Origin of the sequence: Lentzea jiangxiensis, assembly GCF_900104175.1 — a bacterium.
Classification (GTDB): domain Bacteria; phylum Actinomycetota; class Actinomycetes; order Mycobacteriales; family Pseudonocardiaceae; genus Lentzea; species Lentzea jiangxiensis.
The window spans coordinates 980,607-1,005,897 of sequence record NZ_FNIX01000001.1 but is presented as its reverse complement, the minus strand read 5'-3'; the positions used below and the strand labels follow the sequence as shown (position 1 = coordinate 1,005,897).

26 protein-coding genes are annotated in these 25,291 nt (G+C 71.3%); 13 read left to right on the top strand and 13 right to left on the bottom strand.

Going from position 1 to position 25,291, the window contains the following annotated elements; genetic code table 11:
• The first annotated feature begins 120 nt into the window (after positions 1 to 120).
• Positions 121 to 1,542 (top strand): hypothetical protein, encoded by a 1,422-nt coding sequence (locus BLQ91_RS04970; protein ID WP_090095412.1) that lies wholly within the window; start codon positions 121 to 123, stop codon positions 1,540 to 1,542.
• Positions 1,543 to 1,768: 226 nt separating this feature from the next.
• Here BLQ91_RS04970 and recG read toward each other — a convergent pair whose 3' ends face one another.
• On the bottom strand, positions 1,769 to 3,925 hold the full coding sequence (gene recG / locus BLQ91_RS04965) for an ATP-dependent DNA helicase RecG (RefSeq protein WP_090095411.1): 2,157 nt from the start codon (positions 3,923 to 3,925) through the stop codon (positions 1,769 to 1,771).
• Between the two features lie 14 nt (positions 3,926 to 3,939).
• The gene (locus tag BLQ91_RS04960) at positions 3,940 to 5,550 is read right to left on the bottom strand and encodes a DAK2 domain-containing protein (RefSeq protein ID WP_090095410.1); all 1,611 of its coding nucleotides are present in this window, start codon (positions 5,548 to 5,550) and stop codon (positions 3,940 to 3,942) included.
• A gap of 148 nt (positions 5,551 to 5,698) precedes the next feature.
• On the opposite strand from BLQ91_RS04960, the gene rpmB reads away from it, so the two are divergent.
• Positions 5,699 to 5,890 carry a 50S ribosomal protein L28 gene (rpmB, locus tag BLQ91_RS04955; RefSeq protein ID WP_030467945.1) on the top strand — a complete coding sequence of 64 codons (192 nt, stop codon included), beginning with the start codon at positions 5,699 to 5,701 and terminating at the stop codon, positions 5,888 to 5,890.
• Positions 5,891 to 5,903: 13 nt separating this feature from the next.
• On the opposite strand, the gene BLQ91_RS04950 is transcribed toward rpmB, so the two are convergent.
• The 5 genes from BLQ91_RS04950 to BLQ91_RS04930 are packed head-to-tail and all read right to left on the bottom strand — an operon-like array spanning position 5,904 to position 9,770.
• The gene (locus BLQ91_RS04950; RefSeq protein ID WP_281199309.1) at positions 5,904 to 7,082 is read right to left on the bottom strand and encodes an MFS transporter; all 1,179 of its coding nucleotides are present in this window, start codon (positions 7,080 to 7,082) and stop codon (positions 5,904 to 5,906) included.
• Positions 7,083 to 7,108: 26 nt separating this feature from the next.
• The gene (locus tag BLQ91_RS04945; RefSeq protein ID WP_090095408.1) at positions 7,109 to 7,783 is read right to left on the bottom strand and encodes a uracil-DNA glycosylase; all 675 of its coding nucleotides are present in this window, start codon (positions 7,781 to 7,783) and stop codon (positions 7,109 to 7,111) included.
• 20 nt (positions 7,784 to 7,803) lie between these two features.
• Positions 7,804 to 8,325 (bottom strand): gamma carbonic anhydrase family protein, encoded by a 522-nt coding sequence (locus BLQ91_RS04940; protein ID WP_090095407.1) that lies wholly within the window; start codon positions 8,323 to 8,325, stop codon positions 7,804 to 7,806.
• Positions 8,326 to 8,335: 10 nt separating this feature from the next.
• Positions 8,336 to 8,791, bottom strand: a complete 456-nt coding sequence (locus BLQ91_RS04935) for a GNAT family N-acetyltransferase (RefSeq protein WP_090095406.1) — start codon at positions 8,789 to 8,791, stop codon at positions 8,336 to 8,338.
• A 10-nt stretch (positions 8,792 to 8,801) separates the two neighbouring features.
• Positions 8,802 to 9,770 (bottom strand): thiamine-phosphate kinase, encoded by a 969-nt coding sequence (locus BLQ91_RS04930; protein WP_090095405.1) that lies wholly within the window; start codon positions 9,768 to 9,770, stop codon positions 8,802 to 8,804.
• Between the two features lie 97 nt (positions 9,771 to 9,867).
• On the opposite strand from BLQ91_RS04930, the gene BLQ91_RS04925 reads away from it, so the two are divergent.
• Positions 9,868 to 10,101 carry an Lrp/AsnC ligand binding domain-containing protein gene (locus tag BLQ91_RS04925; protein WP_090008449.1) on the top strand — a complete coding sequence of 78 codons (234 nt, stop codon included), beginning with the start codon at positions 9,868 to 9,870 and terminating at the stop codon, positions 10,099 to 10,101.
• 19 nt (positions 10,102 to 10,120) lie between these two features.
• Positions 10,121 to 10,681: a DUF3515 domain-containing protein gene (locus tag BLQ91_RS04920; RefSeq protein WP_090095404.1), complete on the top strand. Its 561-nt coding sequence runs from the start codon at positions 10,121 to 10,123 to the stop codon at positions 10,679 to 10,681.
• Here the strand turns inward: BLQ91_RS04920 and BLQ91_RS04915 are convergent.
• Entirely contained in the window at positions 10,678 to 11,730 is a 1,053-nt protein-coding gene (locus BLQ91_RS04915; protein WP_090095403.1) for a D-alanine--D-alanine ligase family protein, read from the bottom strand. The genes BLQ91_RS04920 and BLQ91_RS04915 overlap by 4 nt on opposite strands.
• A gap of 57 nt (positions 11,731 to 11,787) precedes the next feature.
• Here BLQ91_RS04915 and BLQ91_RS04910 point away from each other — a divergent pair, with 57 nt between their 5' ends.
• Together BLQ91_RS04910 and BLQ91_RS04905 are read left to right on the top strand one after the other, a co-directional pair.
• Positions 11,788 to 12,234, top strand: coding sequence for a GNAT family N-acetyltransferase (locus tag BLQ91_RS04910; RefSeq protein ID WP_176959569.1), 447 nt, complete (start codon positions 11,788 to 11,790; stop codon positions 12,232 to 12,234).
• Complete coding sequence (locus BLQ91_RS04905) at positions 12,204 to 12,758, top strand: GNAT family N-acetyltransferase (RefSeq protein ID WP_090095402.1); 555 nt, start codon at positions 12,204 to 12,206, stop codon at positions 12,756 to 12,758. Before BLQ91_RS04910 ends, BLQ91_RS04905 begins: the two co-directional genes overlap by 31 nt.
• On the opposite strand, the gene pdxR is transcribed toward BLQ91_RS04905, so the two are convergent.
• A complete protein-coding gene (gene pdxR, locus BLQ91_RS04900; RefSeq protein WP_090095401.1) occupies positions 12,742 to 14,112 on the bottom strand; it encodes a MocR-like pyridoxine biosynthesis transcription factor PdxR in 1,371 nt (456 codons plus the stop codon). The genes BLQ91_RS04905 and pdxR overlap by 17 nt on opposite strands.
• Positions 14,113 to 14,280: 168 nt before the next feature.
• Here pdxR and BLQ91_RS04895 point away from each other — a divergent pair, with 168 nt between their 5' ends.
• The gene (locus tag BLQ91_RS04895; RefSeq protein ID WP_090095400.1) at positions 14,281 to 14,925 is read left to right on the top strand and encodes a pyridoxamine 5'-phosphate oxidase family protein; all 645 of its coding nucleotides are present in this window, start codon (positions 14,281 to 14,283) and stop codon (positions 14,923 to 14,925) included.
• On the opposite strand, the gene BLQ91_RS04890 is transcribed toward BLQ91_RS04895, so the two are convergent.
• The 4 genes from BLQ91_RS04890 to BLQ91_RS04875 form a co-directional block, all read right to left on the bottom strand.
• The gene (locus BLQ91_RS04890; protein ID WP_090095399.1) at positions 14,906 to 15,364 is read right to left on the bottom strand and encodes a cysteine dioxygenase; all 459 of its coding nucleotides are present in this window, start codon (positions 15,362 to 15,364) and stop codon (positions 14,906 to 14,908) included. The genes BLQ91_RS04895 and BLQ91_RS04890 overlap by 20 nt on opposite strands.
• Positions 15,365 to 15,482: 118 nt before the next feature.
• Positions 15,483 to 16,550, bottom strand: coding sequence for a cystathionine gamma-lyase (locus BLQ91_RS04885; protein ID WP_090095398.1), 1,068 nt, complete (start codon positions 16,548 to 16,550; stop codon positions 15,483 to 15,485).
• Positions 16,547 to 17,557, bottom strand: coding sequence for an NAD(P)H-dependent glycerol-3-phosphate dehydrogenase (locus BLQ91_RS04880; protein WP_090095397.1), 1,011 nt, complete (start codon positions 17,555 to 17,557; stop codon positions 16,547 to 16,549). The genes BLQ91_RS04885 and BLQ91_RS04880 overlap by 4 nt, the downstream gene beginning before the upstream one ends.
• Before the next feature lie 2 nt (positions 17,558 to 17,559).
• The gene (locus BLQ91_RS04875; protein WP_090095996.1) at positions 17,560 to 18,207 is read right to left on the bottom strand and encodes a lysophospholipid acyltransferase family protein; all 648 of its coding nucleotides are present in this window, start codon (positions 18,205 to 18,207) and stop codon (positions 17,560 to 17,562) included.
• A 136-nt stretch (positions 18,208 to 18,343) separates the two neighbouring features.
• On the opposite strand from BLQ91_RS04875, the gene cofC reads away from it, so the two are divergent.
• From cofC to BLQ91_RS04845, 6 genes are all read left to right on the top strand, one after another.
• Positions 18,344 to 18,967, top strand: coding sequence for a 2-phospho-L-lactate guanylyltransferase (cofC, locus tag BLQ91_RS04870; protein ID WP_090095995.1), 624 nt, complete (start codon positions 18,344 to 18,346; stop codon positions 18,965 to 18,967).
• 53 nt (positions 18,968 to 19,020) lie between these two features.
• A complete protein-coding gene (locus BLQ91_RS04865; protein WP_090095396.1) occupies positions 19,021 to 19,995 on the top strand; it encodes a hypothetical protein in 975 nt (324 codons plus the stop codon).
• A 180-nt stretch (positions 19,996 to 20,175) separates the two neighbouring features.
• Complete coding sequence (locus BLQ91_RS04860) at positions 20,176 to 21,330, top strand: acyltransferase family protein (protein WP_090095395.1); 1,155 nt, start codon at positions 20,176 to 20,178, stop codon at positions 21,328 to 21,330.
• Between the two features lie 156 nt (positions 21,331 to 21,486).
• Positions 21,487 to 21,678: a cold-shock protein gene (locus BLQ91_RS04855; RefSeq protein WP_090095394.1), complete on the top strand. Its 192-nt coding sequence runs from the start codon at positions 21,487 to 21,489 to the stop codon at positions 21,676 to 21,678.
• A 59-nt stretch (positions 21,679 to 21,737) separates the two neighbouring features.
• Positions 21,738 to 24,020: an RNA degradosome polyphosphate kinase gene (locus tag BLQ91_RS04850; protein ID WP_090095393.1), complete on the top strand. Its 2,283-nt coding sequence runs from the start codon at positions 21,738 to 21,740 to the stop codon at positions 24,018 to 24,020.
• Positions 24,020 to 24,937 (top strand): NUDIX hydrolase, encoded by a 918-nt coding sequence (locus tag BLQ91_RS04845; protein ID WP_245733220.1) that lies wholly within the window; start codon positions 24,020 to 24,022, stop codon positions 24,935 to 24,937. Before BLQ91_RS04850 ends, BLQ91_RS04845 begins: the two co-directional genes overlap by 1 nt.
• The last annotated feature ends 354 nt before the right edge of the window (positions 24,938 to 25,291 follow it).

The window sequence follows — 25,291 nt, the reverse complement described above, 5'->3', positions numbered from 1 at the left end:
GACGATCTTGGGAAGCATCTCGGTAGGGTGAGCCATATGGCCGGGGCTGATGGAGCCGGGCAGCCTACTGCCCGCACACCGCATTTCGACGTTGTCCTCCGTGGTTACAACCAGCGACAGGTGAACGAACGGGTCACCCGCTTGGAGTTCGACCTCAAGAACTCGAACCGCTCCCGAGACGCTGCCGCCGCGCAGGTGGCGGAGCTCACCAAACTCCTGAACTCGATGCGCACGGACCTGGACAAGACCAAGATCCAGCTCCAGAACCTCGCCAACAGCCCCGTCAGCGCGTCGAACGTCACCGAGCGCGTCCGCGTGATGATGAGCCTGGCCGAGGAAGAGATCGCGGACATCCGCCAGGACGCCCTCGACAAGGCCGCCGCGACGCGCGGTGAGGCCGAGAGGTGGGCGGCGGAGCAGCGCGAGGCCCACCAGCGCCTGCTCGCCGAGACCGAGGCGCGCCGCAAGCAGCTCGAGGTCAACTACCAGCAGCGCCACGCCGAGCTCGACCAGCAGGTCGCCGGCCGCCGGTCCGAGCTCGAGGCCGAGTTCGAGGCGATGCGCGCGAAGCTCGCCACCGAGCACGAGACCCTGGTCTCCGAGGTGCGCGCGAACGGCGAGCGCGTCGCCGCCGAGTTCGAGCAGAAGTCGGCCGACCTGGACGCCCGCCGCGTCGAGCTGGACGCCAAGTACAAGGCGTACCACGACGAGCTGGACAAGGAGTACGACGGCCTCAAGGCGAAGCTGACCGCCGAGCACCAGAAGGTGCTGACCGACGCGCGCGCCGAGGCCGAGCGGATCACCACCGAGGCCGAGGTCAAGCGGACCGAGACGCTGCAGGCGCTCGCCGACGAGCTCGCGGCCCAGCGGGCGGAGGCCGAGAAGGCCGTGTCCGAGCTCGAGGCCGAGTCGCTCGCCCGTGCCGAGAAGACCACCGCCGACGCCACCGCGCAGGCGACCACCCTGGTCACCGCGGCCGAGGAGAAGGCGGCGACGACCCTGCGCGAGGCGGAGGACAAGGCCACGGCCACCGTCGAGGAGGCCACGCGCAAGGCCGAGACCACGGTCCGCGAGGCCGACGAGAAGGCCGCATCCCTCGTCCGCGACGCCGAGGCCAAGACGTCCGCTCTCGTGCGCGACGCCGAGGAGCGGTCCGCCGCTGCTGTCGCCGAAGCGGACCAGCGCGCCGCGGCCGCGGCCGCGAAGGAGTCGTCGCTGAGGGCGGCGCACGACAACCTCGCCACGCAGTTCCACGCCGCGCAGGCCGCGGTGGAGGCGGCGATGTCGGTGCTCAAGCCACTGGAGGACGGTTCGGCCGACGCCGATGAGGCGGAGTCCGCTCCGGCCTCGGGCAAGGCCGTGAGCACGGGCAGGACCGGGGACTCGGGCAAGGCCGGGGCTCCGGGTGCGCCTGCGGGGCCGGGCAAGACCGGGGACTCCGGCAAGACCGGGGCTCCGGGTGCGCCCGCAGGGCCGGGCAAGGCCGTGGACGCGGCCGAGCAGAAGACCGAGCAGCTGCCGAAGCCGCGCCGCAAGGACTGACGACCGACCCGGGAACGGCGGCACGCTGATCGCAGCGGCCGCCGTTCTTCGCGTGGTCAGCCGCCGGGCGGGACGGGATGGCCGGCTCCGCGGAGTGGTGGCGCAGGTCCGAGGCCGACAGGGGCCGAGCGCGGTCCAGGCTCGCTGCCCGGGCACCAGCGCTCCCGCGACCGGCACGACCAGCGCGGCCTCGACCCGGCCGCGTCCCTCGCGACTTCTCCCGTGGCTAGGCCTTCTCCAGGAAGCCCGCGCTCTCCTCCGTCAGCAGCGTCGCCACCATGCGCGCCAGCCCGGGGTGCTCCTCCAGGTCCGGATCGGCGTCCACGACCTGCTGGGCCGCCGTGCGGGCATCGGCGATGACGTCCTCGTCGCGCAGCAGCGACAGCATCTTGAGGCCCGAACGGCGGCCTGACTGGGCGGCGCCGAGGATGTCGCCCTCCCGGCGCAGCTCCAGGTCCAGCTGGGCCAGTTCGAAGCCGTCCAGGGTGGACTCGACGGCGCGCAGGCGTTCCATGGTGGCCGTCATCTCGGGCATCTCCGTCACCAGGAGGCAGAGGCCCGGCGCGCTGCCGCGGCCCACCCGGCCGCGGAGCTGGTGGAGCTGCGAGACGCCGAAGCGATCGGCGTCCATGATGGCCATGACGGTGGCGTTCGGGACGTTGACGCCCACCTCGATGACGGTGGTGGCCACGAGCACGTGCACCTCGTTGGCCGCGAAGGCGCGCATCACGGCGTCCTTCTCGTCCGGGGGCATGCGGCCGTGCAGGATCTCGATGCGCAGGCCGCGCAACGGACCCTGGGCGAGCATCGTCGCCACGTCGATCACGGACAGGGCCGGGCGCTTGTCCTCGTCGTCGGTCTTCGCCGGCTCCTCGTCACCGATGCGCGGGCACACGAAGTACGCCTGGTGGCCCGCCGCCACCTCCTCGCGCACGCGGGCGAAGGCGCGGTCGAGCCACGTGGGCTTCTCGCGGACCGGCACCACCGACGTCTTGATCGGTGAGCGGCCACCGGGCAGCTCGCGCAGGGCGGAGACCTCGAGGTCGCCGTAGACGGTCATGGCCACCGTGCGCGGGATCGGTGTCGCCGTCATCACGAGCACGTGCGGGTTCTCCCGCTCGCCGCGTGCCGACAGGGCCGCCCGCTGCTCCACGCCGAAGCGGTGCTGCTCGTCGACGACGACCAGGCCCAGGGAGTGGAACTCCACCTTCTCCTGGATGATCGCGTGCGTGCCGACGACGATGCCGGCCTCGCCTGTCACGATGTCGAGCAACGCCTGGCGCCGCTGGGCCGTGTTCATCGAGCCCGTCAGCAGCGTCACGCGGGTCGCGTCCTCCGCGCCGCCGAGCTGACCGGCCCGGGCCAGGTCGCCGAGCATCTCCGACAGCGAGCGGGCGTGTTGTGCCGCGAGGACTTCCGTGGGGGCGAGCATCGCCGCCTGACGGCCCGCGTCGACGGCCTGCAACATAGCTCGCAACGCGACCATCGTCTTGCCCGAACCCACCTCGCCCTGCAGCAGGCGGTTCATCGGCACCACGGACTCGAGGTCGGTGGAGATCTGCTCCCCCACCTCCACCTGGCCGGCCGTGAGCGTGAACGGCAGCCGCGCGTCGAACGCGTCCAGGATGCCGCCGGACCGGCGCGCGCACGACGGGGCGGGGCGGGCGGTGGAGGCCTTGCGGCGCTGGGCGAGGGCCAGCTGCACGGCCAGCGCCTCGTCCCACTTCAGGCGTTGCTGCGCCACGGCGATCTGCGCCCAGCTGTCGGGGCGGTGGATCGCCCGCAGCGCCTCCTCCAGGCCGATCAGGCCCTGCTCGGAGCGGAAGTCGGCGGGCAGAGGGTCCTCGCCTGGGCCGTCCCAGACCTCCAGCAGCTGCTTGACGCAGTTCGCGATGTTCCACGTGTTGATGTGCTGCGACGCCGGGTAGACCGGCAGGAACGCCTGCAGGAACGACGACCCGTCCTGCTCCGCGGTGAGGACCTCGAACGCCGGGTGCACGAGCTGCAGGTTCTGGCGGTAGCGGCCCACCTTGCCCGCGAACAGCGCGCGCGTGCCCGGCAGCAGCTGCTGCTCGGCCACGAACGCCGGCTTGCCGAAGAACACCAGGTGCAGCTCGGACGTGCCGTCGGTGATCACGGCCTCGGTCATCTGGCCGCGGCGCGCCTTCATCTGGCGCTTCTGGCACTTGCGCACCTCGGCCTGCACCGTCACGTGCTCGTCGATCTCCAGCGAGCGGATGTCCGTCAGCTTCCCGCGCTCGTCGTAGCGGCGCGGGTAGTGGCGCAGCAGGTCACCGACCGTCGTGAGGCCGAGGCCGGTCTCCAGTGCGTCGGCGGTCTTCTTGCCGAGCAACGGCTGCAGCTTGTCGTCGAAGGAGATCATCGCGTCCCATTCAACTACTCGACACCGACAAAAATGAGCGCGTCCGGCTGCCCGCCCGGGTACGCCGTCACCTCGACCTCCGGATGGGTGACCCGCAGGTGGTCCTCGAGCACGTCGACGAGGCCGTCGGGGGCCTCGGCGCCCAGGAGCAGCGTCACCAGCTCACCCCCGCCCGCCAGCATGCGGTCGACCAGGCGGCAGGCCAGGTCCGTCACCGAGTCCGGTGCCGCGGGACCGGGCTCGATCAGCACGACCTCGCCGTCCAGCATGCCCAGCAGGTCGCCGGGCTGGCAGCGGCCGACCCACGTCAGGGCCTCGTCGGCGGCGACCGAGAGCTCACCGCGGCGGGTGGCGGCAGCGGCCTCGGCCATCGCGACGACGTCGTCACCGGCGCGGCGAGAAGAGTCGTGGACCGCCAACGCCGCGAGGGCCTGCACGGGCGAGAGCGTCGGCACCACCACCACGTCCTGCCCCGCGGCTTGTGCGTACGCCACGGCTTCGTCCAGCTCCTCACGGATGTCCGGGTCACCGGGCAGCACCGCGACGTGACGCGCGCGCGTCGACACTATTGCCGACAACAGGTCCGTGGGCGTCGCCGAAGTCGTGGAGAGGTCGAACACCGTGGCGCCCTCAGCCCGGAACAGGTCTACCGCACCGCTCACGACGACCACGATCGCCCGGTCGCGGACGAACCGGGAGGCCTGCGCCGCGATCTGGTCCGCGAACCGCGCCACCGTGATGCGGTGCGGGCGCCCGGCGCGCACACCCGACTCGACGGCGGCGCCGATGTCGTTGCAGTGCACGTGGACGGTCCACAGCGAAGCGCCGTCCCCCACGACCGACACGCAGTCGCCCAGTTCGTTCAAGGTGGCGCGCAGCTCGGCCACGCGCTCTTCCGAGGTCTCGTCGACCAGGTACATGACCTCGTACTCGAACTCCGCCGACCCGGCCTCGCGCGCGGTCGTCAGCGACTCGGGCGTGCGGGGCAGCAGAGGAGCGTCCACCGGCGTTTCCACGCTCTGGCCGGTGATCACCGCGGCCAGTGTGTCCAACAACACAACGAGCCCCCGGCCGCCCGCGTCGACCACCCCCGCCTTGGCCAGCACGGCGAGCTGACGGGGCGTATCGGCCAGTGCGACGGCACTCGCGCGTGACGCCGCCATCACCACGTCGTCGAGCTCGTCGGACGTGCAGTCACGGGCGGCCTCGGAGGCGGCGTGCAGCACGGACAGCACCGTGCCGGGAACGGGCTTCGAGACGGCGGCGGTGGCCAGCTCGTCGGCCCTGTGCAGGCCCCTGCGCAGCGCGGACCCCGTGACCAGGGAGACCTCCTGCACGGTCTCCGCGAGGCCCCTGAGCACCTGCGACAGGATCACGCCCGAGTTCCCGCGCGCCCCGGCCAGCGCGCCGCGGGCGAGGGCGGACAGCGCGTCCCCCACCGTCGACATGGGCGTGCGCAGCAGCGCGTCGAGCGCCGACTGCATCGTGTGCAGCAGGTTCGTCCCCGTGTCACCGTCCGGGACGGGGAAGACGTTAATCTGGTCGATCGACTCCCGGTTGGCGTCCAACGACCGCACGCAGGCGTCTGCCCATCTGCGCACCGCGACCGCATCCATGACCTGCATGGCGGCGAGAGTATCCACCCGGTTTGGTCGCAGGTGAGGCCACCGGCTACCCTCATCGAGTTGCCGTGCCCGGTTGAGGCTTGTGCACGCTTGCGCGCCCACCGGGACGCATGACTTACCGCTTGAGGAACCTGAAGGAGTGGCTGACGTGGCTGCCGTGTGCGACGTCTGTGGCAAGGGGCCGGGCTTCGGCCATTCGGTTTCGCACTCCCAGCGGAAGACGAACCGCCGCTGGAACCCGAACATCCAGTCTGTGCGCGCGAAGGTCTCGGCCTCGCAGCGCCAGCGGATCAACGTGTGCACGTCCTGCCTGAAGGCCGGCAAGGTCGTGCGCGGCTGATCACCGCCACAGATCACCAGTTCGGAGAGAGCCCGGCTTCGGCCGGGCTCTTTTCGCGTTCCAAGGCACGGCGCACGAACACCAGGCAGGCGACGCCGCTGAGCAACGCCCCGGTGCCGCCGAGCGCGAACACCGTCCGGGGCTCCACGACCAGCAGCAGCCCGCCCGCGGCGGCCGTGCCGAGCAGGTTCGCCCCGATCACCACCGACCCGACCGCGGCGAACGCACGCCCGCGCATCTCCTCGGGCGTGCGCATCCGCACGACGGCGTTCAGGGCCACGTTGTGGACGCCGTTCGACACGCCACCGACCACCCAGCCCGTCCCCGCCGCGACGACGAACGGGAAGGACGCGGGGATCAGCACGCCGACGCCCGTGGTGACGGCGGCGACGGCGATCGCGTGCGCCACCCCGGAGATCGTCTCCAGCCGTGCGGCGAGCCTGTTGCCGACCAGGATCCCGGTCATCCAGCACGCCTGCATCGCGCCGAGCACGAACTCGTCGCCGTGCAGCACGTACCGGACGAACGCGGGATCGGCCACGTTGACGACCACGACCGTGCCGACGCAGAAGGCCAGTCCGATGACCGACGCGAACAGCACCGGGTCCCGCCGCACGTGCCGGATCCCCGTGAGCGCGCTGGGACGCGCCTCGTGCGTGCCGGAAGGCCGTCGTTCCGTGCGCACGAACGCCAGCAGCGCCGCGTAGGCGACGAACGTGCCGCTGTCGATGAGCAACGCGGCGGGATGGCCGAAGAACCCGGCGAGCAACGCACCACCGGTGACGCCCGCCATGCTGCCGAGGCTGCGTCCGGTGCCGAGCCACGCGTAGCCGCGCGTCGCTTCTTCCTCGCCGGCGATGTGCGGCACGAGAGCGGAGACGCAGGGCTGGGCGACCGCCCGGCCGCAGCCGGAGAGGAGCACCAGCGCCACGACGAAGACGGGTTGCCCCATCAACGGCGCGATGGCCGCGATCGCGACGCCCTGGAACAGCAGGGCGACGATCAGCAGGCGGCGGTTGGGAAGCCGGTCGACGAGGACACCGGCGAGGGGTGCGCCGAGCACGAGCGGCAGCAGCTCGGCGATCAGGATCGCGGCGACGAGCAACGAGCTGATCGGCGTCGCCCAGAAGAGCAGGACGAGCAACGACAACGCGTTGCCGAACTCGCTGACGGCCGCACCGGCGGCCGTCAGCGTCAGATCACGTCTTGCCGGGGCACTTACGGGAGCTTCCAGTCGATCGGCTCGGCGCCCTGCTTCTCCAGCAGCTCGTTGGCACGGCTGAACGGCTTCGACCCGAAGAACCCGGAGTGCGCGGACAGCGGCGACGGGTGCGCGGATTCGATGGCGGGCAACGGCTCCAGCAACGGGCGCAGGTTGCGCGCGTTGCGGCCCCACAGGATCGAGACCAGAGGTGCCCCGCGGGCCGCGAGCGCCTTGATGGCCTGCTCGGTCACGGCCTCCCAGCCCTTGCCCTGGTGGGAGTTCGCCTTGCCGGGCTGCACGGTCAGCGCCCTGTTGAGCAGCAGCACACCGCGCTCGGACCACGGAGTGAGGTCGCCGTTGGACGGGATCGGGTACCCCAGGTCCTCGGCGTACTCCTTGTAGATGTTGATGAGCGACTTCGGGATGGGACGGACGTCCGGCGCGACCGAGAACGACAGGCCGACCGCGTGGCCGGGCGTCGGGTACGGGTCCTGGCCGACGATCAGCACCTTCACCTGGTGGAACGGTTGCTGGAACGCGCGCAGCACGTTCTCGCCCGCCGGTAGGTAGGTGCGGCCGGCGGAAACCTCCGCGCGCAGGAACTCACCCATGGCGGCGATCTGGTCAGCGACGGGGGCGAGAGCTTCAGCCCAGCCGGCTTCGACAACTTCGTTGAGGGGACGAGCCACGGCTGTGAACCCTATCTCACTCAATCGAGCCGACGGAGCTTCTCCCGGTACAGGGCGATGTTCTGGACGTACTTCTCCACGATGAACTCCCAGGCCCGTTCCGGCACGACGTGTCCGGCGCGTTCGCGGGCCGGAACGCCCAGCACCATCGTGCGTTCGCGGACGTGGCCGTCGAACGACACCACCGCGCCGGCGCCGACGATCGCACCCTTTTCCACGATGGAACCGTTGAGCACCACCGAACCCGACGCGATCAGGCAGTCGTCCGAGACGGTCGCGCCCTCGATGTGGACGTTGTGGCCGATGACGCACGACGACCCGATGTGCACCGGGTGGACCTCGGTGCAGTGGATGACCGTGCCGTCCTGGATCGACGTGCGCTCGTCCACGACGATGCGCCCGTAGTCACCGCGCAGCACGGCCTGCGGCCACACCGACGAGAAAGCACCGATGCGCACGTCGCCGATCACCGTCGCGTCCGGGTGGACGTACGCGTCCGGGTGGATCTGCGGCGTGTAGTCCCCCAGCGCGTAGATGGCCATGAGCTTGAACCTACAACGACTTCCCGTAGCAGCGGCTCTCCGGGTGGTCCCGGTAGACGCCGAAGTTCTCGATACGCTCGTAGCCGGTGGCGAGGTACAGGCCGATCGCCTCGGGCTGGCGCAGACCGGTCTCCAGCACCATCCGCCGGTGGCCGGCCTCGCGCGCGGTGTCCTCCAGGTCGGTGAGGACGAGCCGGGAGAGCCCTCGGCCGCGCAGCGCGTCGGCGACGTACATGCGCTTGATCTCGGCGGCGCCCTCGAGCTCCTGGTGCGCGCGCCAGCCGCCGCACGCGACGGGCGTGCCGTCGAGGTAGCCGACCACGAAGTAGCCGAGCGGCGCGGCGAACTGCGCCGGGTCCACGGGGGTGGCGTCCTCGTCGCCGTAGCGCTCGACGAAGACCTGCTGGAGGTCGGCGATCAGCTTGACCGAATCTGGATGATCATACGCGCGCGTGCATAGTTCCACATCGACCAGTTTACGCCCGCCAGTGCTCCCAGCCGGGAGGTTTCTCGTAAACCCTGCCGTCGACCGTGACCCCTTCGCCCGCGCGGACCGTGCCGATCGTCGTCCACCCGGGCGGAACCGACCTGGGGCCGGGGAACGTCGCCGCGAGGGCGTGGTCTTCGCCTCCCGTCAGCGCCCAGTGCCGTGCGTCACCGCCGAGCGCCGAGGCGACGTCGAGCAGGCGCGGGTGCAGCGGCAGCAGGTCGGTGCGGACGTCGATCGCCACGCCGGAGGAGTCCGCGATGTGGCCGAGGTCCTGCAGCAGCCCGTCCGAGATGTCGATCATCGACGTGGCTCCCGCCTCCGCGGCCCTGGGGCCCTCCTCGTACGGCGGCTCCGGGCTGCGCTGGGCGTTGACGATGCCGACCGGCGAACGGAACCCGCGGCCGAGCACCGCGAGTCCGGCGGCTGCCCAGCCGAGCCTCCCGGTGACCGCGACGACGTCCCCGACGAGCGCTCCGGACCTCGTGACCGGCTCGAGCCCGTTCATGTCGCCCATGGCGGTGATGGAGATCACCAGCGTGGCGGAGCTGACCATGTCGCCGCCCACGATGCCCGCGCCGGCCTTCGCCGCTTCCTCCCACAGGCCCGCCATGATCCCCTCGACGACCGACGCCGGGGTGTCCGCGGGACACGCGAAACCGACGAGCAGGGCCGAGGGCAGGGCGCCCATCGCGACGACGTCGGCGAGGTTCACCGCGGCCGCTTTCCGGCCCACCTGCTCGGGTGTGGACCAGTCCAGTCTGAAGTGGACACCCTCGACGAGCAGGTCCTTGGAGGCGACGACCCGTCCGTCCGGCACGGCGACGACGGCCGCGTCGTCACCCGGCCCGAGGATGGTCGTCTCCGGCTGCGCGCGACCGGTCGTCACCCGGTGGATGAGGTGGAACTCACCCACGTCGGCGACCGTTTCCGCGTCGCGCGGCGGCTCCGGACGCAAAGTTGCCTCCCAATCTGAGCATTCGGAACCCCAACTGGGGTACGTTGCGTGACACGTTCCTACCCCGACCCAACCTGTCGCGACGAAGGGGCACGCCGTGGTGCATGCATACATCCTCATCCAGACCGAGGTCGGCAAGGCCGCCGCAGTCGCCTCCGAGATTTCCGGGATCACCGGGGTAGCCACCGCAGAGGACGTCACCGGTCCGTACGACGTCATCGTGCGCGCCGAGGCGGAGACCGTCGACCAGCTCGGCCAGCTCGTGGTCGCGCGCATCCAGAACGTCGAGGGCATCACCCGCACACTGACCTGCCCGGTGGTCCATCTCTAGCTCGTGCTGTCATAGCCGGGTGACTCAGCAGGAAACCACGTCGGCGCTGTCCCGGCCGCTGCTCGCGGCGGTCGGGCTCGCCGTGCTGCTCGCCACCGGTGTCGCCGGGCTCGGTCTGTGGCTGGGCACGGGAAACCAGTCCGAGGACGTCCCCGGTCGCACGGGTCCGCTCGCGCTGGTGTCGATCGACGCACCGTCGGCCGGCTCACCGGAATGCGCTTCCCTGGTCGAGAAGCTGCCGCTCGGACTGCCGTCCGGGACGGACATGCTGTCGCGCCGGGAGATCGCCGCGCCCGCGCCGCCCGCCACGGTCGCGTGGGGTGACGCCAAACACGATCCGGTGGTTCTGCGCTGCGGGTTGCCGCGGCCGTCCGAGCTGACGCCGACGTCGCAGCTGCGGCTGATCTCCGACGTCCAGTGGTTGCAGCTGCCCGGTTCGGGCAGCTCGACGTGGGTGGTCGTGGACCGCGGCGTGTACGTGGCGCTGACGGTGCCCGACGACGCGGGCACCGGACCGTTGCAGGACATCTCCACGACGGTGCGCGACCTCCTGCCGAAGCAGCCGGTCAAGACCTCCTAGCGCAGACCGCTGCCGCGCGCGATCGCCGTCTCCACCAGCGTGGTGAGCAGCGTCGGGAAGTCGATGCCGGTCGCGTCCCACGCCTTGGGGTACATGGAGATCGGCGTGAAGCCGGGCATGGTGTTGAGCTCGTTGACGATGAGCTCGTTCTGCTCGGTCAGGAAGAAGTCCACCCTCGCCAGCCCCTGGCAGTCGAGCGCCTTGAACGCGGTCACGGCGAGCTCGCGCACCCGTGCGGTGGTCTCGTCGTCGAGCTTCGCCGGGATGTCGGCCTCGTAGGAGTCGTTGACGTACTTGGCCTCGAAGTCGTACCAGTCGGCGCCCGCACCGACCGGGCGCAGCTCGGCGGGCAGCGAGGCCTCGACCCGGCCGTCCGGGAACTCCAGCACGGCGAGCTCGATCTCGCGCGGGTTCGCGACGGCGGCCTCGACGATGACCTTGGGATCGTGCTGACGGGCCTCGAAGATCGCGGCGTCGAGGTCGGCCCAGTCGTTCACCTTGGAGATGCCGACGGACGAGCCCGCGCGCGACGGCTTCACGAACACCGGCAGCCCGAGGTGCTCGCGCTCGTCCAGCGTCAGCGTGGTGGCGGAGCGGTCCAGCGCGACGAACCTGCCGACGTCGAGGCCCTCGGCCTGGAGGATCTTCTTGGCGAAGACCTTGTCCATGGCGGCGGCGCTCGCGAACACGCCGGGCCCGACGTACGGGACGCCACCCAGCTCGAGCAGGCCCTGGATCGTGCCGTCCTCACCCCACGCGCCGTGCAGCAGCGGGAAGACGACGTCGACGTCCTTCAACGCCTGGCCGGGTTCGACCGGGGTGATGTCGGACCTGCCGCGCAGCGTCGGGAGGTTGCCCGTGCCGGCCTCCAGCGCGTTCGGGTCCGTGCCGAGCGCCCACTGCCCCTGCGGTGTGATGCCGACGGGGACCACCTCGAAGCGGTCCGGGTCCAGGTAGGGCAGGACGCTCTTGGCGGACTGGCAGGAGACCTCGTGCTCGGAGCTGCGGCCGCCGAACACCACGGCCACCCTCGTCTTGCGCTGCGTCATGCCGGGGACCCTACCCGTTTGGGCGATTGTGCCCACCTGCAAGTTAACCTCGCGGCCGTGCTGGAGATCACCGCGCTGGACCTCGGGGACACCGCCGCGCTCGACGCTTACGCCGACGTGCGGATCGCGGCCCAGGCCGTCGACCGGCCGGACGAACCGGCACCGGCCAGGGAGCGGATCATCGCCTCGCTGCGGGAGGCGAACCCGGACTTCAGCGAGGTGCTCCGGTTCGTCGCCCGTCGTGACGGCGAGGGTGTGGGCAGCGCGACCATCGGACTGCTCGGCGGCGTGAACGCCCGGCTGGCGGTCGGTCCGGTCACCGTGCACCCGCGGCACCGGCGGCGGGGTGTCGGCACCGCGCTGCTGGAGGCGGTGCTGCCGCGACTGCGCGCCCATGGCCGGGACGTGCTGGCGAGCTGGGGGTCACCAAGGGCAGCGCGGGCGAGCACTGGGCCGTCGCGCGCGGGTTCCGCGTGGCCGCGTCGAGGGTGCTGCAGACGTTGACGATCTCCGAGGCGGCCGTCGGCGGGATCGCGCCGCCTCCCGGCTACCGCGTGGAGCAGTGGACCGGCGAGACGCCGGAGCACCTGCTGGCGTCCGTCGCGGCCACCCGGCAGTCGATCGACGACGCGCCGGCCACGCGGAGCGCCGTCCGGGCACCGGAGTGGACGCCCGAGGTGGTGCGCGCCGAGGAGGCCGAGGCACGGGCGGGCGGTGTCGAGCAGCGCGTCGCCGTCGCGGTCGAGGAGGCCACCGGACTCGTCGTGGCGCTGACCGACGTCCCGCTGCACCCCGGCGACTTGACGCGGACGCATTGGGGCACCACGGTCGTCATGCCCGCCCACCGCGGCCACGGGCTGGGCCGCATGGTCAAGGCACACCTGCTGCGGGGCCTGACCGCGGACCGGCCGGAGCTCGAGCACGTCGGCACCGGGACCGATTCGGCCAACTCCGCGATGATCCGGGTGAACGAGCGGCTGGGCTTCGTCACGACCCGCGAGGTGGTCGTGGTCAGCCGCTCGCTGTGATCAGTTCGATCAGCACCGGCAGTGCGCTGACCAGCTGTTCCCGTGAGCAGGCGCTGTAGCCGATCGCGAGCCCGTGCCACCTCGCGCGATTGACGAAGTGCCTCCCGAGCCCGTCGACGCGCAGCCCGCGTTCCAGCGCCGCCCGCATGACCTCGCGCTCCTGCTCGGCACCGGGCAGCGGCACCACGACGTGCGCTCCGGCGTCGTCGCCCAGCACCTCGATCCCCGCTTCGGCGAACGTGCCGACGATCAGCGCGCGGCGCTCGGACAGCTCGCGGCGCAGCTTGCGCAGGTGCCGACCGAGGTCACCGGTTCGCGCGAGCTCGACGACGACCCGTTGCCCCGCCGCGGCCGGGCTGGTGCCGGTGAGGTCGCGGTGCTCGAGGACGGCCGTGGCGATGTGCTCGGGTGCCACCATCCAGCCCGCGCCGAGGGTGGGCGTGAGGATCTTGCTGGTGGTGCCGAGGTGGACCACGACGTCCGGGGCGAGCGCGGCCAGCGACGGCAGCGGGGCCACGTCGTACCGGAGCTCGCCGTCGTAGTCGTCCTCGATGACGAGCCAGCCGTCCCGCCGCGCCCGTTCGACGAGCGCCACCCGGCGCCCCGCCGACATGCGCCCGCCGAGCGGGTACTGGTGGGCGGGCGAGCAGTAGACGGCCTTCACGCCCGCGGGGACGGCGTCGGGCAGGAGGCCTTCCGCGTCGACGACCGCCTGCACGACCTCGAGCCCGTTCGCCTTGAAGACGCCCACCGCCCGCTGGTAGCCGGGTTCCTCGACGGCGACGGCGTCTCCGCGTTCGAGGACGGCCACCGCGATCTCGGTGAGGACGGCCGTCGTGCCGCCGGTGGCCAGGACGGGGCCGGCGTTGACGGCGAGACCGCGGTGACGCAGCAGGTGCTCGGCGATGACCTCGCGGTACTCGGGCAGCCCCGCGCGTTCGGGCCGGGACAGCGGAGGCGTGTCGGCCGCCGCCCGCCACGCCCTGCGCCACGCCGCCCGGTCGAGCCCGCCGGCCCACGGCGCGCCGGTGCCGAGGTCGACGAAGTCGGTGATGGCGGGCACGACCGGCTTGCGCGAACGTTTGCGCAACGGACCGGGCGGGGTCGTGGTGACGTAGGTGCCGGAGCCGTGCCTGCCCGCGATCCAGCCTTCGGCGTGCAGCTGCTCGTAGGCGGCGGCGGTGACGGTGCGGGAGACGCCGAGGCTGTCGGCCAGTGCGCGCGTGGACGGGAGGCGGTCGCCCGCCCGGAGGCGGCCTTCGGAGGCGGCGGAGCGGAGGGCGTCGGCCAGCTGGACGGCGAGTGGTTCGGCGGACTCGCGGTCGAGGGCGACGGGGAGCGCGGTCTCAGCCACGGGCGACCTCGCACGCTCGCGCAGGCGTCCCCCGGCCAAGGGAGCCCCTTGTTCTCATTCTCCCGGACAGCACCGACACTCCTGGCGGACGCAAGGCATGAAGTGGCCTTCTGAAATGAGCGGAAAATGGCGCTTCAATGATGCCACTTCTGCCCGCACAGTAGAAGCATGACCTCCGACCTGCAGCTCTCCCCCACCGAACGCAGCACCGTCGTCCGCGGCAAGAACCGAGCCGTCCAAGACCGCCAGGTGCTCTACGACATCCTCGACGCCGGCCTGGTCTGCCACCTCGCCGTGGAGGTCGACGGGGCGCCGTTCCTCGTCCCCACCGCGTACGGGCGGGACGGCAACCGCATCTTCCTGCACGGGTCGACCGGCTCACGGTCCATCAGGAGCATGCTCGAGGGCAAGCCGGTTTGCGTCGCCGTCACGCTGGTGGACGGCGTCGTCTACTCGCGGTCGGTGTTCCACCACTCCATGAACTACCGGTCGGCGGTCGTCCACGGCACGGCGAAGGTCGCGGAGGACCCCGAGCACGCGCTCAAGGTCATCGTCGAGCACGTCACGCCGGGCAGCTGGGACCACGCGCGCCGTCCGTCCAGGAAGGAGCTCGCGGCGACGGTCGCGCTGGAGGTCGACCTCACCGAGGCGAGCGTCAAGGTGCGCGAGGGCGGCCCCGGGGAGGAGCCCGACGACCTCGCGGCGAACTTGGTGTGGGGCGGGCACATGCCGCTCATCCAGTCGTGGGGTGCGCCGGTGCCGCACGAGACGGACAAGCCCGTGCCGCCGCACGTCAGCGGACGGGGCCGTTGACCGGGTCGTAGCGGTACGGGGTCATGGCGCGTGTGCCGTGGCGGTACACGTGGATCGACACGGCCGGGTCCACGCCGTCGTTGCGCACCTGGTGCACGTAGCCGGGGCCCCACACGCGCGACTGGCCGGCGCGCAGCGAGTGCACGACCTGGACGCGGGTCGTCACCACCTCGGTCAGCAGGCCGCTGACCACGGTGAACGCGCCGGAGGTCGTGGAGTGGTCGTGCAGCGACGCGGTCTGGCCGGGGAGCCAGCTCATCAGCCAGATCTCCTGGTCGCCGGTCTTGTCGACCAACGCCGAGAAGCGCTCTTCCGGGTCGTAGCGGAGCAGGTGCTTCCAGCGGTCGCGGTCGGCCGCCCACGCCAAAGCCACCCGAACGGGGTGCAGCAGCTGGGTGTTCTCGGGCAGTACGACGCTGTTCTCGGGAACGGCGAACATCGGGAAAAGGTCCTAACCAGGCGAATGCGCGAAAAGAGGACGCGGGACTATCGCCTGGTACAACAGCAACACGTGTTGAAGGACATGCGGCAGAGGGTCCCGGAACCGGGACCCTCCGTCAATCCAGTCCCAGAGCTTGGGACACGTCCGAGACCAGGTCGGCCGTGTCCTCACAACCGCACGAGAAGCGCACCAGACCCTCGGGCACCGGGTCGCCCCACTGCGCACGCCGGTCCGCCGTCGAGTGCAGGCCGCCGAACGACGTCGCCGCCGACACCAGCTCCGAGCGCTCCACGAACTCCTCCACCGCCTCGGCGTCGGGCAGCTCGAACGTCAGCACGCCGTTGAACCGCCGCATCTGCCGGGCGGCCAGCAGGTGGGCCGGGTCCCGCTCGGCGCCGGGCCAGCGCAGGCCCTCGACCCTGCCGGACAACGCCTCGTACAGCACCGCCGCGTTCTTCGCCTGCCGCTCCAGCCGCAGGTCCAGGGTGCCGAGGCCGCGCATCACGAGCCACGTCTCGAACGGGCCGGGGATCGCGCCGTTCAGCGTGCGGGCGTCGCGCAACCGGGTCGCGAGCTCGGGCGACGCGACCGTGACGTGTCCGAAGAGGACGTCGCTGTGCCCGGCGACGGCCTTGGTGTCCGAGGCCACCACGACGTCCGCACCCAGCTCCAGCGGCCGCTGCCCGAGCGGGGTCGCCGTCGTGTTGTCCACGGCCAGCAACGCGCCCGCCTCGTGCGCCGCGTCGGCCAGGGCGGCGATGTCGCACACGTCCAGACCGGGGTTCGACGGCGTCTCCAGCAGGACCAGCCGCACGCCCTCGAAGGACGGGTACGGGCCCGCCGTGGGCGCCTCGACGATCCGCACGTCCATTCCGGACACGAACCTGCGGCTCAGGAAGTACCCGTCCGACGGCAGGACGAGGGTGTCCCCGGTGGACAGAACCGTGCGCAGCAACGTCGAGATCGCCGCCATCCCGGACGGGAACACGACGCACTCGCCGCCCTCCAGCGACCCGAGAGCGCTCTCCAGCGACCGCCACGTCGGGTTGCCCGACCTGGCGTAGGTGTCCGCACCGCCGAGGTGGAACGCCGACGCGAACACCGGCTGCGCGCCGAACGGCTCGCCCGGCCCGCCCTGGACGGCGTGCACGACCCGCGTGCCGTCGCCGAACTCGGCGTTCACTGGCGCTCGTGCTTGCGGTCGCGGCCCAGCAGCGCGGCACCGAGCTCGCGCACGCTCAGCCCGTCGTGGCAGACCTGGTGGACGCCTTCGGTGATCGGCATGTCGACACCGTGCGCCGCGGCGAGCTCGCGGATCGACGAGCAGGACTTCACGCCTTCGGCGACCTGCCCGTGCGCGGCCTCCTGCGCCTGCGCGAGGGTCTCGCCCCTGCCGAGCCGCTCGCCGAAGGACCGGTTGCGCGACAACGGCGACGCGCACGTCGCGACGAGGTCGCCCAGGCCGGCGAGGCCCGCGAACGTCAGCGGGTCGGCCCCGAGGGCCGCGCCCAGCCGTGCGGTCTCGGCCAGGCCGCGCGTGATGATCGACGCCATCGTGTTGTCGCCGTAGCCCATGCCCGCCGCCATGCCGCACGCCAGCGCGATGACGTTCTTGCACGCCCCGCCGAGCTCGCAGCCCACGACGTCGGTGTTGGTGTACGGGCGGAAGTACGAGTTCGAGCACGCGTGCTGCAGGTCGACCGCGCGGTCGTGGTCCGTGCACGCGATGACCGTCGCGGTCGGCTGCCCGACGGCGATCTCCTTGGCCAGGTTCGGCCCGGACACCACGGCCACCTGCGACTCGTCGACGGCGGCGACCTCGCGGATCACCTCGCTCATCCGCTTGAGCGTGCCGAGCTCGACGCCCTTGGACAGCGACACCAGGGTCGCGTCCGGCGGCAGCAGGTCCTTCCAGGCCGAGAGGTTCGCCCGCAGCGTCTGCGACGGCACGGCGAGCACCACGGCGTCCGCCCCGTCCAGCGCCTTCGCCGGGTCGGAGGTGGCCGCGAGGTTGGCGGGCAGCGAGATGCCGGGCAGGTAGCCGGAGTTCACGCGGGTCTCGGTGATCTCCGAGGCGACCTCCTGGCGGCGCGCCCACATCACCACCTCGGGACCGGAGTCCGCGATGACCTTCGCGAAGGCCGTGCCCCACGACCCGGAGCCCAGCACCGCAACGCGTTCGATCGCCATGGTCAGGCCTTCCTCGGTCCGTAGAAGCCCTGGGGGGCCTGCTGCTGCCGGATCTCGGCCAGGTTGTCCCTGACCGCGCCCATCAGCAGGTCCGTCACCTCGCGCAGCAGCGGCAGGGTCTCCTCCCTGCCGCGGTACGCGGAGAGGTCGACCGGCTCGCCGACGAGGTGGGTGATCGTCTTGCGCGGGAGCGGCCGGAACTTCTTGCGGTAGTGGTTGTAGAGGTCGAGGGTGCCCCAGCGGGCGACCGGGATGACCGGACCGTCGTGCTGCAGGGCGAGCCGGGCGACGCCGGTGCGGGAGTGCGCGGGCCAGCCGTCGGGGTCCTTGGTGATCGTGCCCTCGGGGTAGATCACCACGACCAGGCCGTTCTCCAGCGCCTTGTGCGCCTCGCGCAGGCTCTGCTGGGCGTCGGTGCTGCCCCGGTAGACGGGAATCTGCTTCGCTCCCTTGAGGATCGAGCCCATGATCGGCACGTTCCACAGGCTGTGCTTCGCGAGGAAGTGCGGCACCCGGTCGTTGCGGTGCACGAACACGGCGTCGTAGCACGGGTCGAGGTGCGAGATGTGGTTCATGACGAGCAGCGCGGCGCCCTGGCGCGGGATGCGCTCCCCGTGCAGGATCCGGTGCCTGCCCAGCACGAACGACATGGGGTAGACGATCGCCGCTGCGACCCCCACCCAGAAGCCGCCCTTCTCCTTGGCCACGTGGACCTCTCCTCACTCCAGATCTGCGCGGTCCTGAACCCGAGAGCACACTAGTCGCCGGATCGTGGACTATGGCGAGGTGCGGGATGAAGTCGACCTCGTGGTGCCGGTCAAGACCCTGGACAGGGCGAAGACCAGGCTGACCAGCGCGACAGGCGGAGATCCGGTGTCGCACGCGGCGCTGGCGCTCGCGCTCGCCCTCGACACCGTGAGCGCGGCTGCGCGCACACCCGGTGTCCGGCGCGTGGTCACGATCACATCCGATCCCGCCGTCGCGTCCGAAATGGCCGCCTTGGGCGTCGAGTCGCTGCCGGAACCCGGCGAGCCCGGGCTCAACGCCGCCTTGCGGCACGGTGCGCGCACGCTCGGGTCGTCCCGCGTCGGCGCGCTCCAGGCCGACCTGCCGGCGCTCAGGCCCGTCGAGCTCAGGGCGGCGCTCGACGCCGCCGCGGGCCGCCGCGCGTTCGTCCCGGACCGCCAGGGCACCGGCACGACGCTGCTGCTGGCCGCGCCCGGCGGGGAGCTCGACCCCCGGTTCGGCGTCGGATCGGCCGGGCACCACCGGCTCTCCGGGGCGGCCGAGCTGATCGGTCCGTGGCCGTCGCTGCGCTGCGACGTGGACACGGAGGAGGACCTGCGCCTCGCTCTCGTCCTCGGTCTGGGGGTCCGCACCGCGAACGCCCTGCCCGCCTGGACAACCTGAGCAGCCGTCGCGCGTCTTCCGGGTCGCTGGGGTGATCACGACTTGGGAGACCGATGCGAGCGCTGACCGCGCTGGCGGCAGTCACGGCCATCGCGGGCTGTGTAGCCGCCTTTCCGATCGACCGTCCCTCCGACTACACGGCGGAGAGCAAGCTCGGCACGTGCCGGGTGGACCTGCCCCGGGACTGGAAGGACCGGCTGTCCCGCGACACGACGGAGGTCGGTTCGCACGAGAAGGTCACCGTCGTCGGTGCGGACGCCGACGCCGGCACGACGCTGGTGAGGACCACGCGCAACAGGACCACCGAACTGGTGCTGCACGACCACGGCAAGCGCCAGCAGGTGATGGCCGTCCAGAACGACGGTCAGCTGTTCGGCGTCGAGTTCGACGGCCGCTGGGTCACGTTCTCCACGTCCCCAAGCCCCGGCGACACCACCACCACGACCTACGCGTGGGACTCGCGCAACGACGGCGCGCCGGTGCCGATCGGCGCCAGCGGCGCGGTGCTGCACAACGGCAAGGCCGCCTGGGCGGACCAGGCGGGCGTGCACGTCTACGACCTGGCGAAGAAGAAGGACAGGGTCGTCGGCCGGGGCGGCAAGCCGGTGTTCCTGGGCGACGCGGTCCTCTGGCTGCAGGACGGGAAGTTCCGGTCCGAGGGGGCGCTGCCGGTCCAGCTGTCGAACGCGAGGCCCTCTGACAGCGTGGCTTCGGACGGGCGCACGGTGGTGTGGGCGCAGGACGACGAGCTGCGCGGCTGGCGCGACGGCTGGGCCGAACCGCGCGAGCTGGCCGCGATCAGGCCGGTGCCGAGGACGGAGGGCATCGTGTTCCCCCGGGTCAGCGGCGACTTCGTGTCGTGGCAGTCGGAGTCCTCGTACGTGACGGACATCCGCAGCGGCGCGACCGTGCACACGACCGAGGGCGCGTACTGGCTCGAGGTCCACGGCGGAGCGTTGACGCGGCAGGGGTGGCGCGTCGCGGCGGCGGCACCGCTTTCGGAGCTGTCGCCGCTGAAGGCCTGCTGACGCGCGGTCGCCACGCGCGTTCCCCTTTCGTGTCACGTTGATTCCGTGACGAACGACACGAAAATGTTGGTTTGAGCAACTCGGTGGGGAACCCCGGCACCTTTACATCCGTATCCCCCGATGCAGACGGCGCAACCCCCTACGCCGTTCCCCCGACGCATTGCTCAGAGGTGTACCTGCATGAAGTCGCTGACGCACGCCGACTACCTGGCGTTGCGCCGCTTTCCCGCTCTCGACGGCCTTCGCGCAATCGCCGCGGTCCTGGTCGTCTTCTTCCACTACGGCGGTCCCGACTGGCTCCAGGGCTGGGCCGGGGTCCAGATGTTCTTCGTCCTCAGCGGATTCCTCATCACCACGCTGATGCTCCGCGAGGAGCGCAGGACCGGGCGGATCTCGCTCGAGGAGTTCTACCTGCGGCGGGCGTTCCGGATCCTGCCCGTGTACTTCGTCGTCCTCTTCGCCACAATCGCCGGTTCGCTCGTCATGGGCACGTTCGTCAGCAACGGGACCGGCCCGGCGCTGCGGTACTTCTTCACCTTCACCAACGAGTTCGCCGACGCCAGCCCGTACGGGCAGTCCTGGTCGCTGGGCATCGAGCAGAAGTTCTACCTCGTCTGGCCGCTGGTGGCGATCGCGCTGGGCACCGTCGTGCTCAAGCGCCGCGCCGGCGCGGCCGCCCTCGGCATGCTGCTCGCCCTCGTCGTCGTGAACTTCACCGTGTCGCACAGCAACCCCGGCTGGCCGCTGCACTACTTCTCGATCCTGACCGGCGTGCTGCTCGCGATCGCGCTGCACAGCCCGCGCGGCTTCGCCCTGCTGCGCCCGCTCACGAACCCGGTCGCGCAGGTCTTCGTCTCCCTCGGCTTCGTGATGGTCCACGTGGGCGTGAAGCCGATGGCGGGCTTCCTCGACGGCACGGGTGGCATCCCCGGCCACGTGCTGGTCGTCCCGGTCTACGCGCTGGCGACAGCCGTGCTGCTCACCTCGATGGTCACACCGGGTCCGGTCACGGCCGTGCTGTCCACGAAGCCGATGCAGTTCGTCGGCGAGCGTTCGTACTCGCTCTACCTCGTGCAGACGATCGCCGCGACGGTCCTCGCGTTCGTCTGGCCCGAACTGTCCGGCCTCGGGCAGGCCGCCGGCGTCACCGCGCTGGGGCTGGCGCTGGCGAGCGTCCTCTACGCGACCGTGGAGATCCCGATGATCGACCTCGGCCGCCGCGTGATCACCCGCCGACGCGCCAAGGCCGCCGTCACCGGCGGCGTGGCCGGGCGGGGCGCGCCGCGGTCCACCGACTCGTCGCGGTTAGCGACCACCGGGCAGGCCCAGCCGTAGAACGGGTTCGGGGCGAGCGGCACGGGTCCCCGGTCGCTCTCCCCGGCCGGTCTCCACGCTCACGAACGCCACGGTCCCGGTTCGGCGGCCCCGCCGGAGCAACTCCTGCCGTGGCGGAGGCGGACAGGACCGCCCGAACGTCTAGGGTTCTGCTCCGTGCAGGCGACCGTGTCCACCTTCAACAGTGACGGCTCTGCCGTCGTCCTGCGAGATGACGGCGTTCTCGTCGACGTGAGTGCCGAAGCCGTCACCGCGGGTGGCTGGCGGATGTTGCGTCCCGGTCAGCGGGTGACCCTCGAACGCAGCCCCGACGGGGTCGTCACAGCTCTGCGCCTGCCTGTTCTGTGACGAGGAGTTCATTAAGCGGTCGTCCTGGCTGGGGGCGCCAACGGCGATAGTGCGACACAATGCGTGACGTGAGCACGGAGAACTCTGACGGCAAGGCGACCCCATCCCGACGCCGCACGCCGCGCGCGAAGGGCGAGGAGGCGGCGACCCCGCGCAAGCAGCCTCGTGCGGCTACCCGGCGGGTTTCGACCACGCGCGCGAAGGTCGAGCGAGGCCCCGCGGCCGCCGCTCCGTTGCGCGGCGTCCCCTCGGCACCGCCCGCGGTGACGACGAGCGCCGTGCCCGGAGACCTCCCGGACGACCGGTACTTCAACCGTGAACTGTCCTGGTTGGACTTCAACGCCCGCGTGCTCGCGCTCGCGGAGGACTCCTCGCAGCCCCTGCTGGAGCGCGCCAAGTTCCTCGCGATCTTCGCCTCGAACCTGGACGAGTTCTACATGGTCCGGGTCGCGGGCCTGAAGCGGCGCGCGGAGACCGGCCTCACGGTCCGCAGCGCGGACGGGCTCACCCCGCTCGAGCAGCTCGTGGGGATCTTCAAGCGCTCGCAGGAACTGGTGGAGCAGCACGCCCGCACGTTCCTCGACCACATCCGGCCCGGCCTGGAGCAGCACCAGATCAGCATCGTGACGTGGGGCGACCTCACCGACTACGACCGGCTGAGGCTCTCCAACTACTTCAGCGCGCAGGTGTTCCCGGTCCTGACGCCGCTCGCGGTCGACCCGGCGCACCCGTTCCCGTACATCTCGGGGCTGTCGCTGAACCTCGCGGTGACCGTGCGGGACCCCGAGGGCGGCGGCGAGCGGTTCGCCCGCGTGAAGGTGCCGGACAACGTGCCGCGCCTCGTGCGGGTCGAGGCGGACCGGTCGTCCTCGTCGGCGACCTTCCTGCCGCTGGAGGAGCTCATCGCCGCGCACCTCGGCGAGTTGTTCGCGGGCATGGAGGTCATCGAGTGCCACGCGTTCCGCGTGACGCGCAACGCGGACCTCGAGGTCGAGGAGGACCGCGACGAGGACCTGCTGCAGGCGCTCGAACGCGAGCTCGCGCGGCGTCGCTTCGGCCCGCCGGTGCGCCTGGAAGTGGCCGACGACATGACCGAGCACATGCTCGAACTGCTGCTGCGGGAGATGGACGTCGACCCGCACGACGTCGTGACGGTGCCCGGGCTGCTCGACCTGTCGTGCCTGTGGCAGCTCTACGGCATCGACCGCAAGACGTTGAAGGACCCGGCGTTCGTGCCGGCGACGCACCCGGCGTTCGGTGAGCGCGAGACGCCGAAGAGCGTGTTCGCGACCCTGCGCGAGGGCGACGTGCTCGTGCACCACCCGTACGACTCGTTCTCCACGTCGGTGCAGCGCTTCATCGAGCAGGCGGCAGCCGACCCGCACGTGCTCGCCATCAAGCAGACGCTGTACCGCACCTCCGGTGACTCGCCGATCGTCGACGCGCTGATCGACGCGGCCGAGGCGGGCAAGCAGGTCGTGGCGCTGGTGGAGATCAAGGCGCGCTTCGACGAGCAGGCGAACATCAAGTGGGCGCGCACGCTGGAGAAGGCGGGCGTGCACGTCGTCTACGGCCTGGTGGGCCTGAAGACGCACTGCAAGACGTCGCTCGTGGTGCGCCAGGAGGGGTCGACGATCCGGCGCTACTGCCACATCGGCACCGGCAACTACAACCCGAAGACCGCGCGGCTCTACGAGGACGTCGGCATCCTGACCGCCGAGCCGACGATCGGCGCGGACCTCACGGACCTGTTCAACGTGCTGACCGGCTACGCGCGCCAGGACGAGTACCGCTCGCTGCTCGTCGCGCCCTACGGCGTGCGCAAGGGCATCGTGGAGCGGATCAACTCCGAGATCGAGCGCGCACAGGCCGGTGAGCCGTCGGGTGTGCGCATCAAGGTGAACTCGCTCGTGGACGAACAGGTCATCGACGCGCTGTACCGGGCGTCGCAGGCGGGCGTGCCCGTGGACGTGGTCGTGCGCGGCATCTGCGGCCTGAAGCCGGGCATCAAGGGGCTGTCGGAGAACATCCGGGTGCGCTCGATCCTCGGCCGGTTCCTCGAGCACTCGCGCGTCTTCCACTTCGTCGCCTGCGACGAGTACTGGATCGGCAGTGCGGACATGATGCACCGCAACCTGGACCGCCGCGTCGAGGTGGCCGTCCGCGTGGCCGACCCGCGGCTCACCAAGCAGCTCGGCGACATGTTCGAATCCGCGCTCGACCCGCACACGCGCTGCTGGGTGCTGCGCGCGGACGGAGAATGGGAAGCGTCACCGTCCGACGGTTCGTCGGTGCGCGACCACCAAATGGAACTGCTGCACAAGCACGGAGCTCTTGGGTGATCAAAGCTGCTGGGGCGGTGCTCTGGCGCGATGCCGGCGGTGACGTCGAAGTCGCGGTCGTGCACCGCCAGCGTTATGACGACTGGTCGTTGCCGAAGGGAAAACTCGACGACGGGGAGACCATTCCCGCCTGCGCGGTGCGCGAGATCCTCGAGGAGACCGGCTATTCCTGCGTCCTCGGCCGCCACCTGCGGCAGGTCTCCTACCAGGTCCGAGGGGTCCCGAAGACCGTCGACTACTACGCGGCCGAGGCCGTTTCCGGTTCGTTCGAGGAGAACGACGAGGTCGACTCGCTGAAGTGGCTGCCGGTCGCCGAAGCGTCCTCCCTGCTGACCTACGAGCCCGACCGCGAGGTGCTGGAGGAGTTCGCCCGCCTGCCCGCGGACCTGCTGCTGGTGCTGCTGGTGCGGCACGCCAAGGCCGGGAAGCGGTCCGAGTGGGACGGCGACGACGACCTGCGTCCCCTCTCCGGCGCCGGCTGGCGCCAGGCGGAGGCCCTGCGCACGCTGTTGCCGCTGTGGGCGCCGGTGCGCGTCCACACGGCCCCCAGGGTGCGCTGCGCGGACACCGTGCGGGGCGTGGCGGCCGATCTGTCCGTCGAGGTGGTCGAGGAGGCCCGGCTGTCCGAGGAGGGCTACTGGCCCGACCCCGACGCGGGCCTCGTGCGCCTCCTGGAGGTGGCGGCTCTCGAAGGCCGTGCCGTGGTGTCCTCGCAGGGCGGTGTGATCCCGTCCGTCGTGCAGTCGCTGGCCGAGATGGGCGGGCTCCGGCTCGACAAGATCCCCTGCAAGAAGGGCAGCACGTGGGTGCTGGCCTTCACCAGGCCGTTCGGCGCCTGGTCCACTTCGGACTCGCCTTCGCGCTGGCCAACGCTGGTGTCGGCGCACTACCTGCCCTCCGCGCTGCCCCGTCCCTGACGAGCCCGCGCGGGCGTTCTGCCGCCGCCGTCTTCCCGCTCCGACGAAAGTTCGCCTCAGGCAACCAAGTCGGGCGGGAAGGCGGCGGTTTCGCTTGTGCCTCGGGTGTTCACAGGTGCGGGGCGTTATTTCTATTGGCGCGCAGGGCGATTCTTCCGCCTCTGCGGGGGTGGGCGCATTGAGGCCGCCGAGCGTTCGAAGCCGGCGGTGAATTCGGCCTGCCGGCGGGAGTGGGCGAGTCCGCCTGCGAATAGCGGAACCGGATCGGAACCGTTCTCCGCAGGCACCGCAGTCCCGCTGCGGGACACGGGATTTGATCGCCCGGCCCCGTTCCCTGAACCACACCGTGCAGCT

Coding starts and splice junctions, on each gene's coding strand:
- recG (WP_090095411.1), bottom strand. CDS start 3,925: ATGATCTCCTTCGACGACAAGCTGCAGCCGTTGCTCGGCAAGAAGACC.
- BLQ91_RS04960 (WP_090095410.1), bottom strand. CDS start 5,550: ATGCAGGTCATGGATGCGGTCGCGGTGCGCAGATGGGCAGACGCCTGC.
- BLQ91_RS04940 (WP_090095407.1), bottom strand. CDS start 8,325: ATGGCCATCTACGCGCTGGGGGACTACACGCCGCAGATCCACCCGGAC.
- BLQ91_RS04915 (WP_090095403.1), bottom strand. CDS start 11,730: ATGACGCAGCGCAAGACGAGGGTGGCCGTGGTGTTCGGCGGCCGCAGC.
- BLQ91_RS04895 (WP_090095400.1), top strand. CDS start 14,281: ATGACCTCCGACCTGCAGCTCTCCCCCACCGAACGCAGCACCGTCGTC.
- BLQ91_RS04890 (WP_090095399.1), bottom strand. CDS start 15,364: ATGTTCGCCGTTCCCGAGAACAGCGTCGTACTGCCCGAGAACACCCAG.
- BLQ91_RS04880 (WP_090095397.1), bottom strand. CDS start 17,557: ATGGCGATCGAACGCGTTGCGGTGCTGGGCTCCGGGTCGTGGGGCACG.
- BLQ91_RS04875 (WP_090095996.1), bottom strand. CDS start 18,207: ATGTCGTTCGTGCTGGGCAGGCACCGGATCCTGCACGGGGAGCGCATC.
- BLQ91_RS04865 (WP_090095396.1), top strand. CDS start 19,021: ATGCGAGCGCTGACCGCGCTGGCGGCAGTCACGGCCATCGCGGGCTGT.
- BLQ91_RS04860 (WP_090095395.1), top strand. CDS start 20,176: ATGAAGTCGCTGACGCACGCCGACTACCTGGCGTTGCGCCGCTTTCCC.
- BLQ91_RS04850 (WP_090095393.1), top strand. CDS start 21,738: ATGCGTGACGTGAGCACGGAGAACTCTGACGGCAAGGCGACCCCATCC.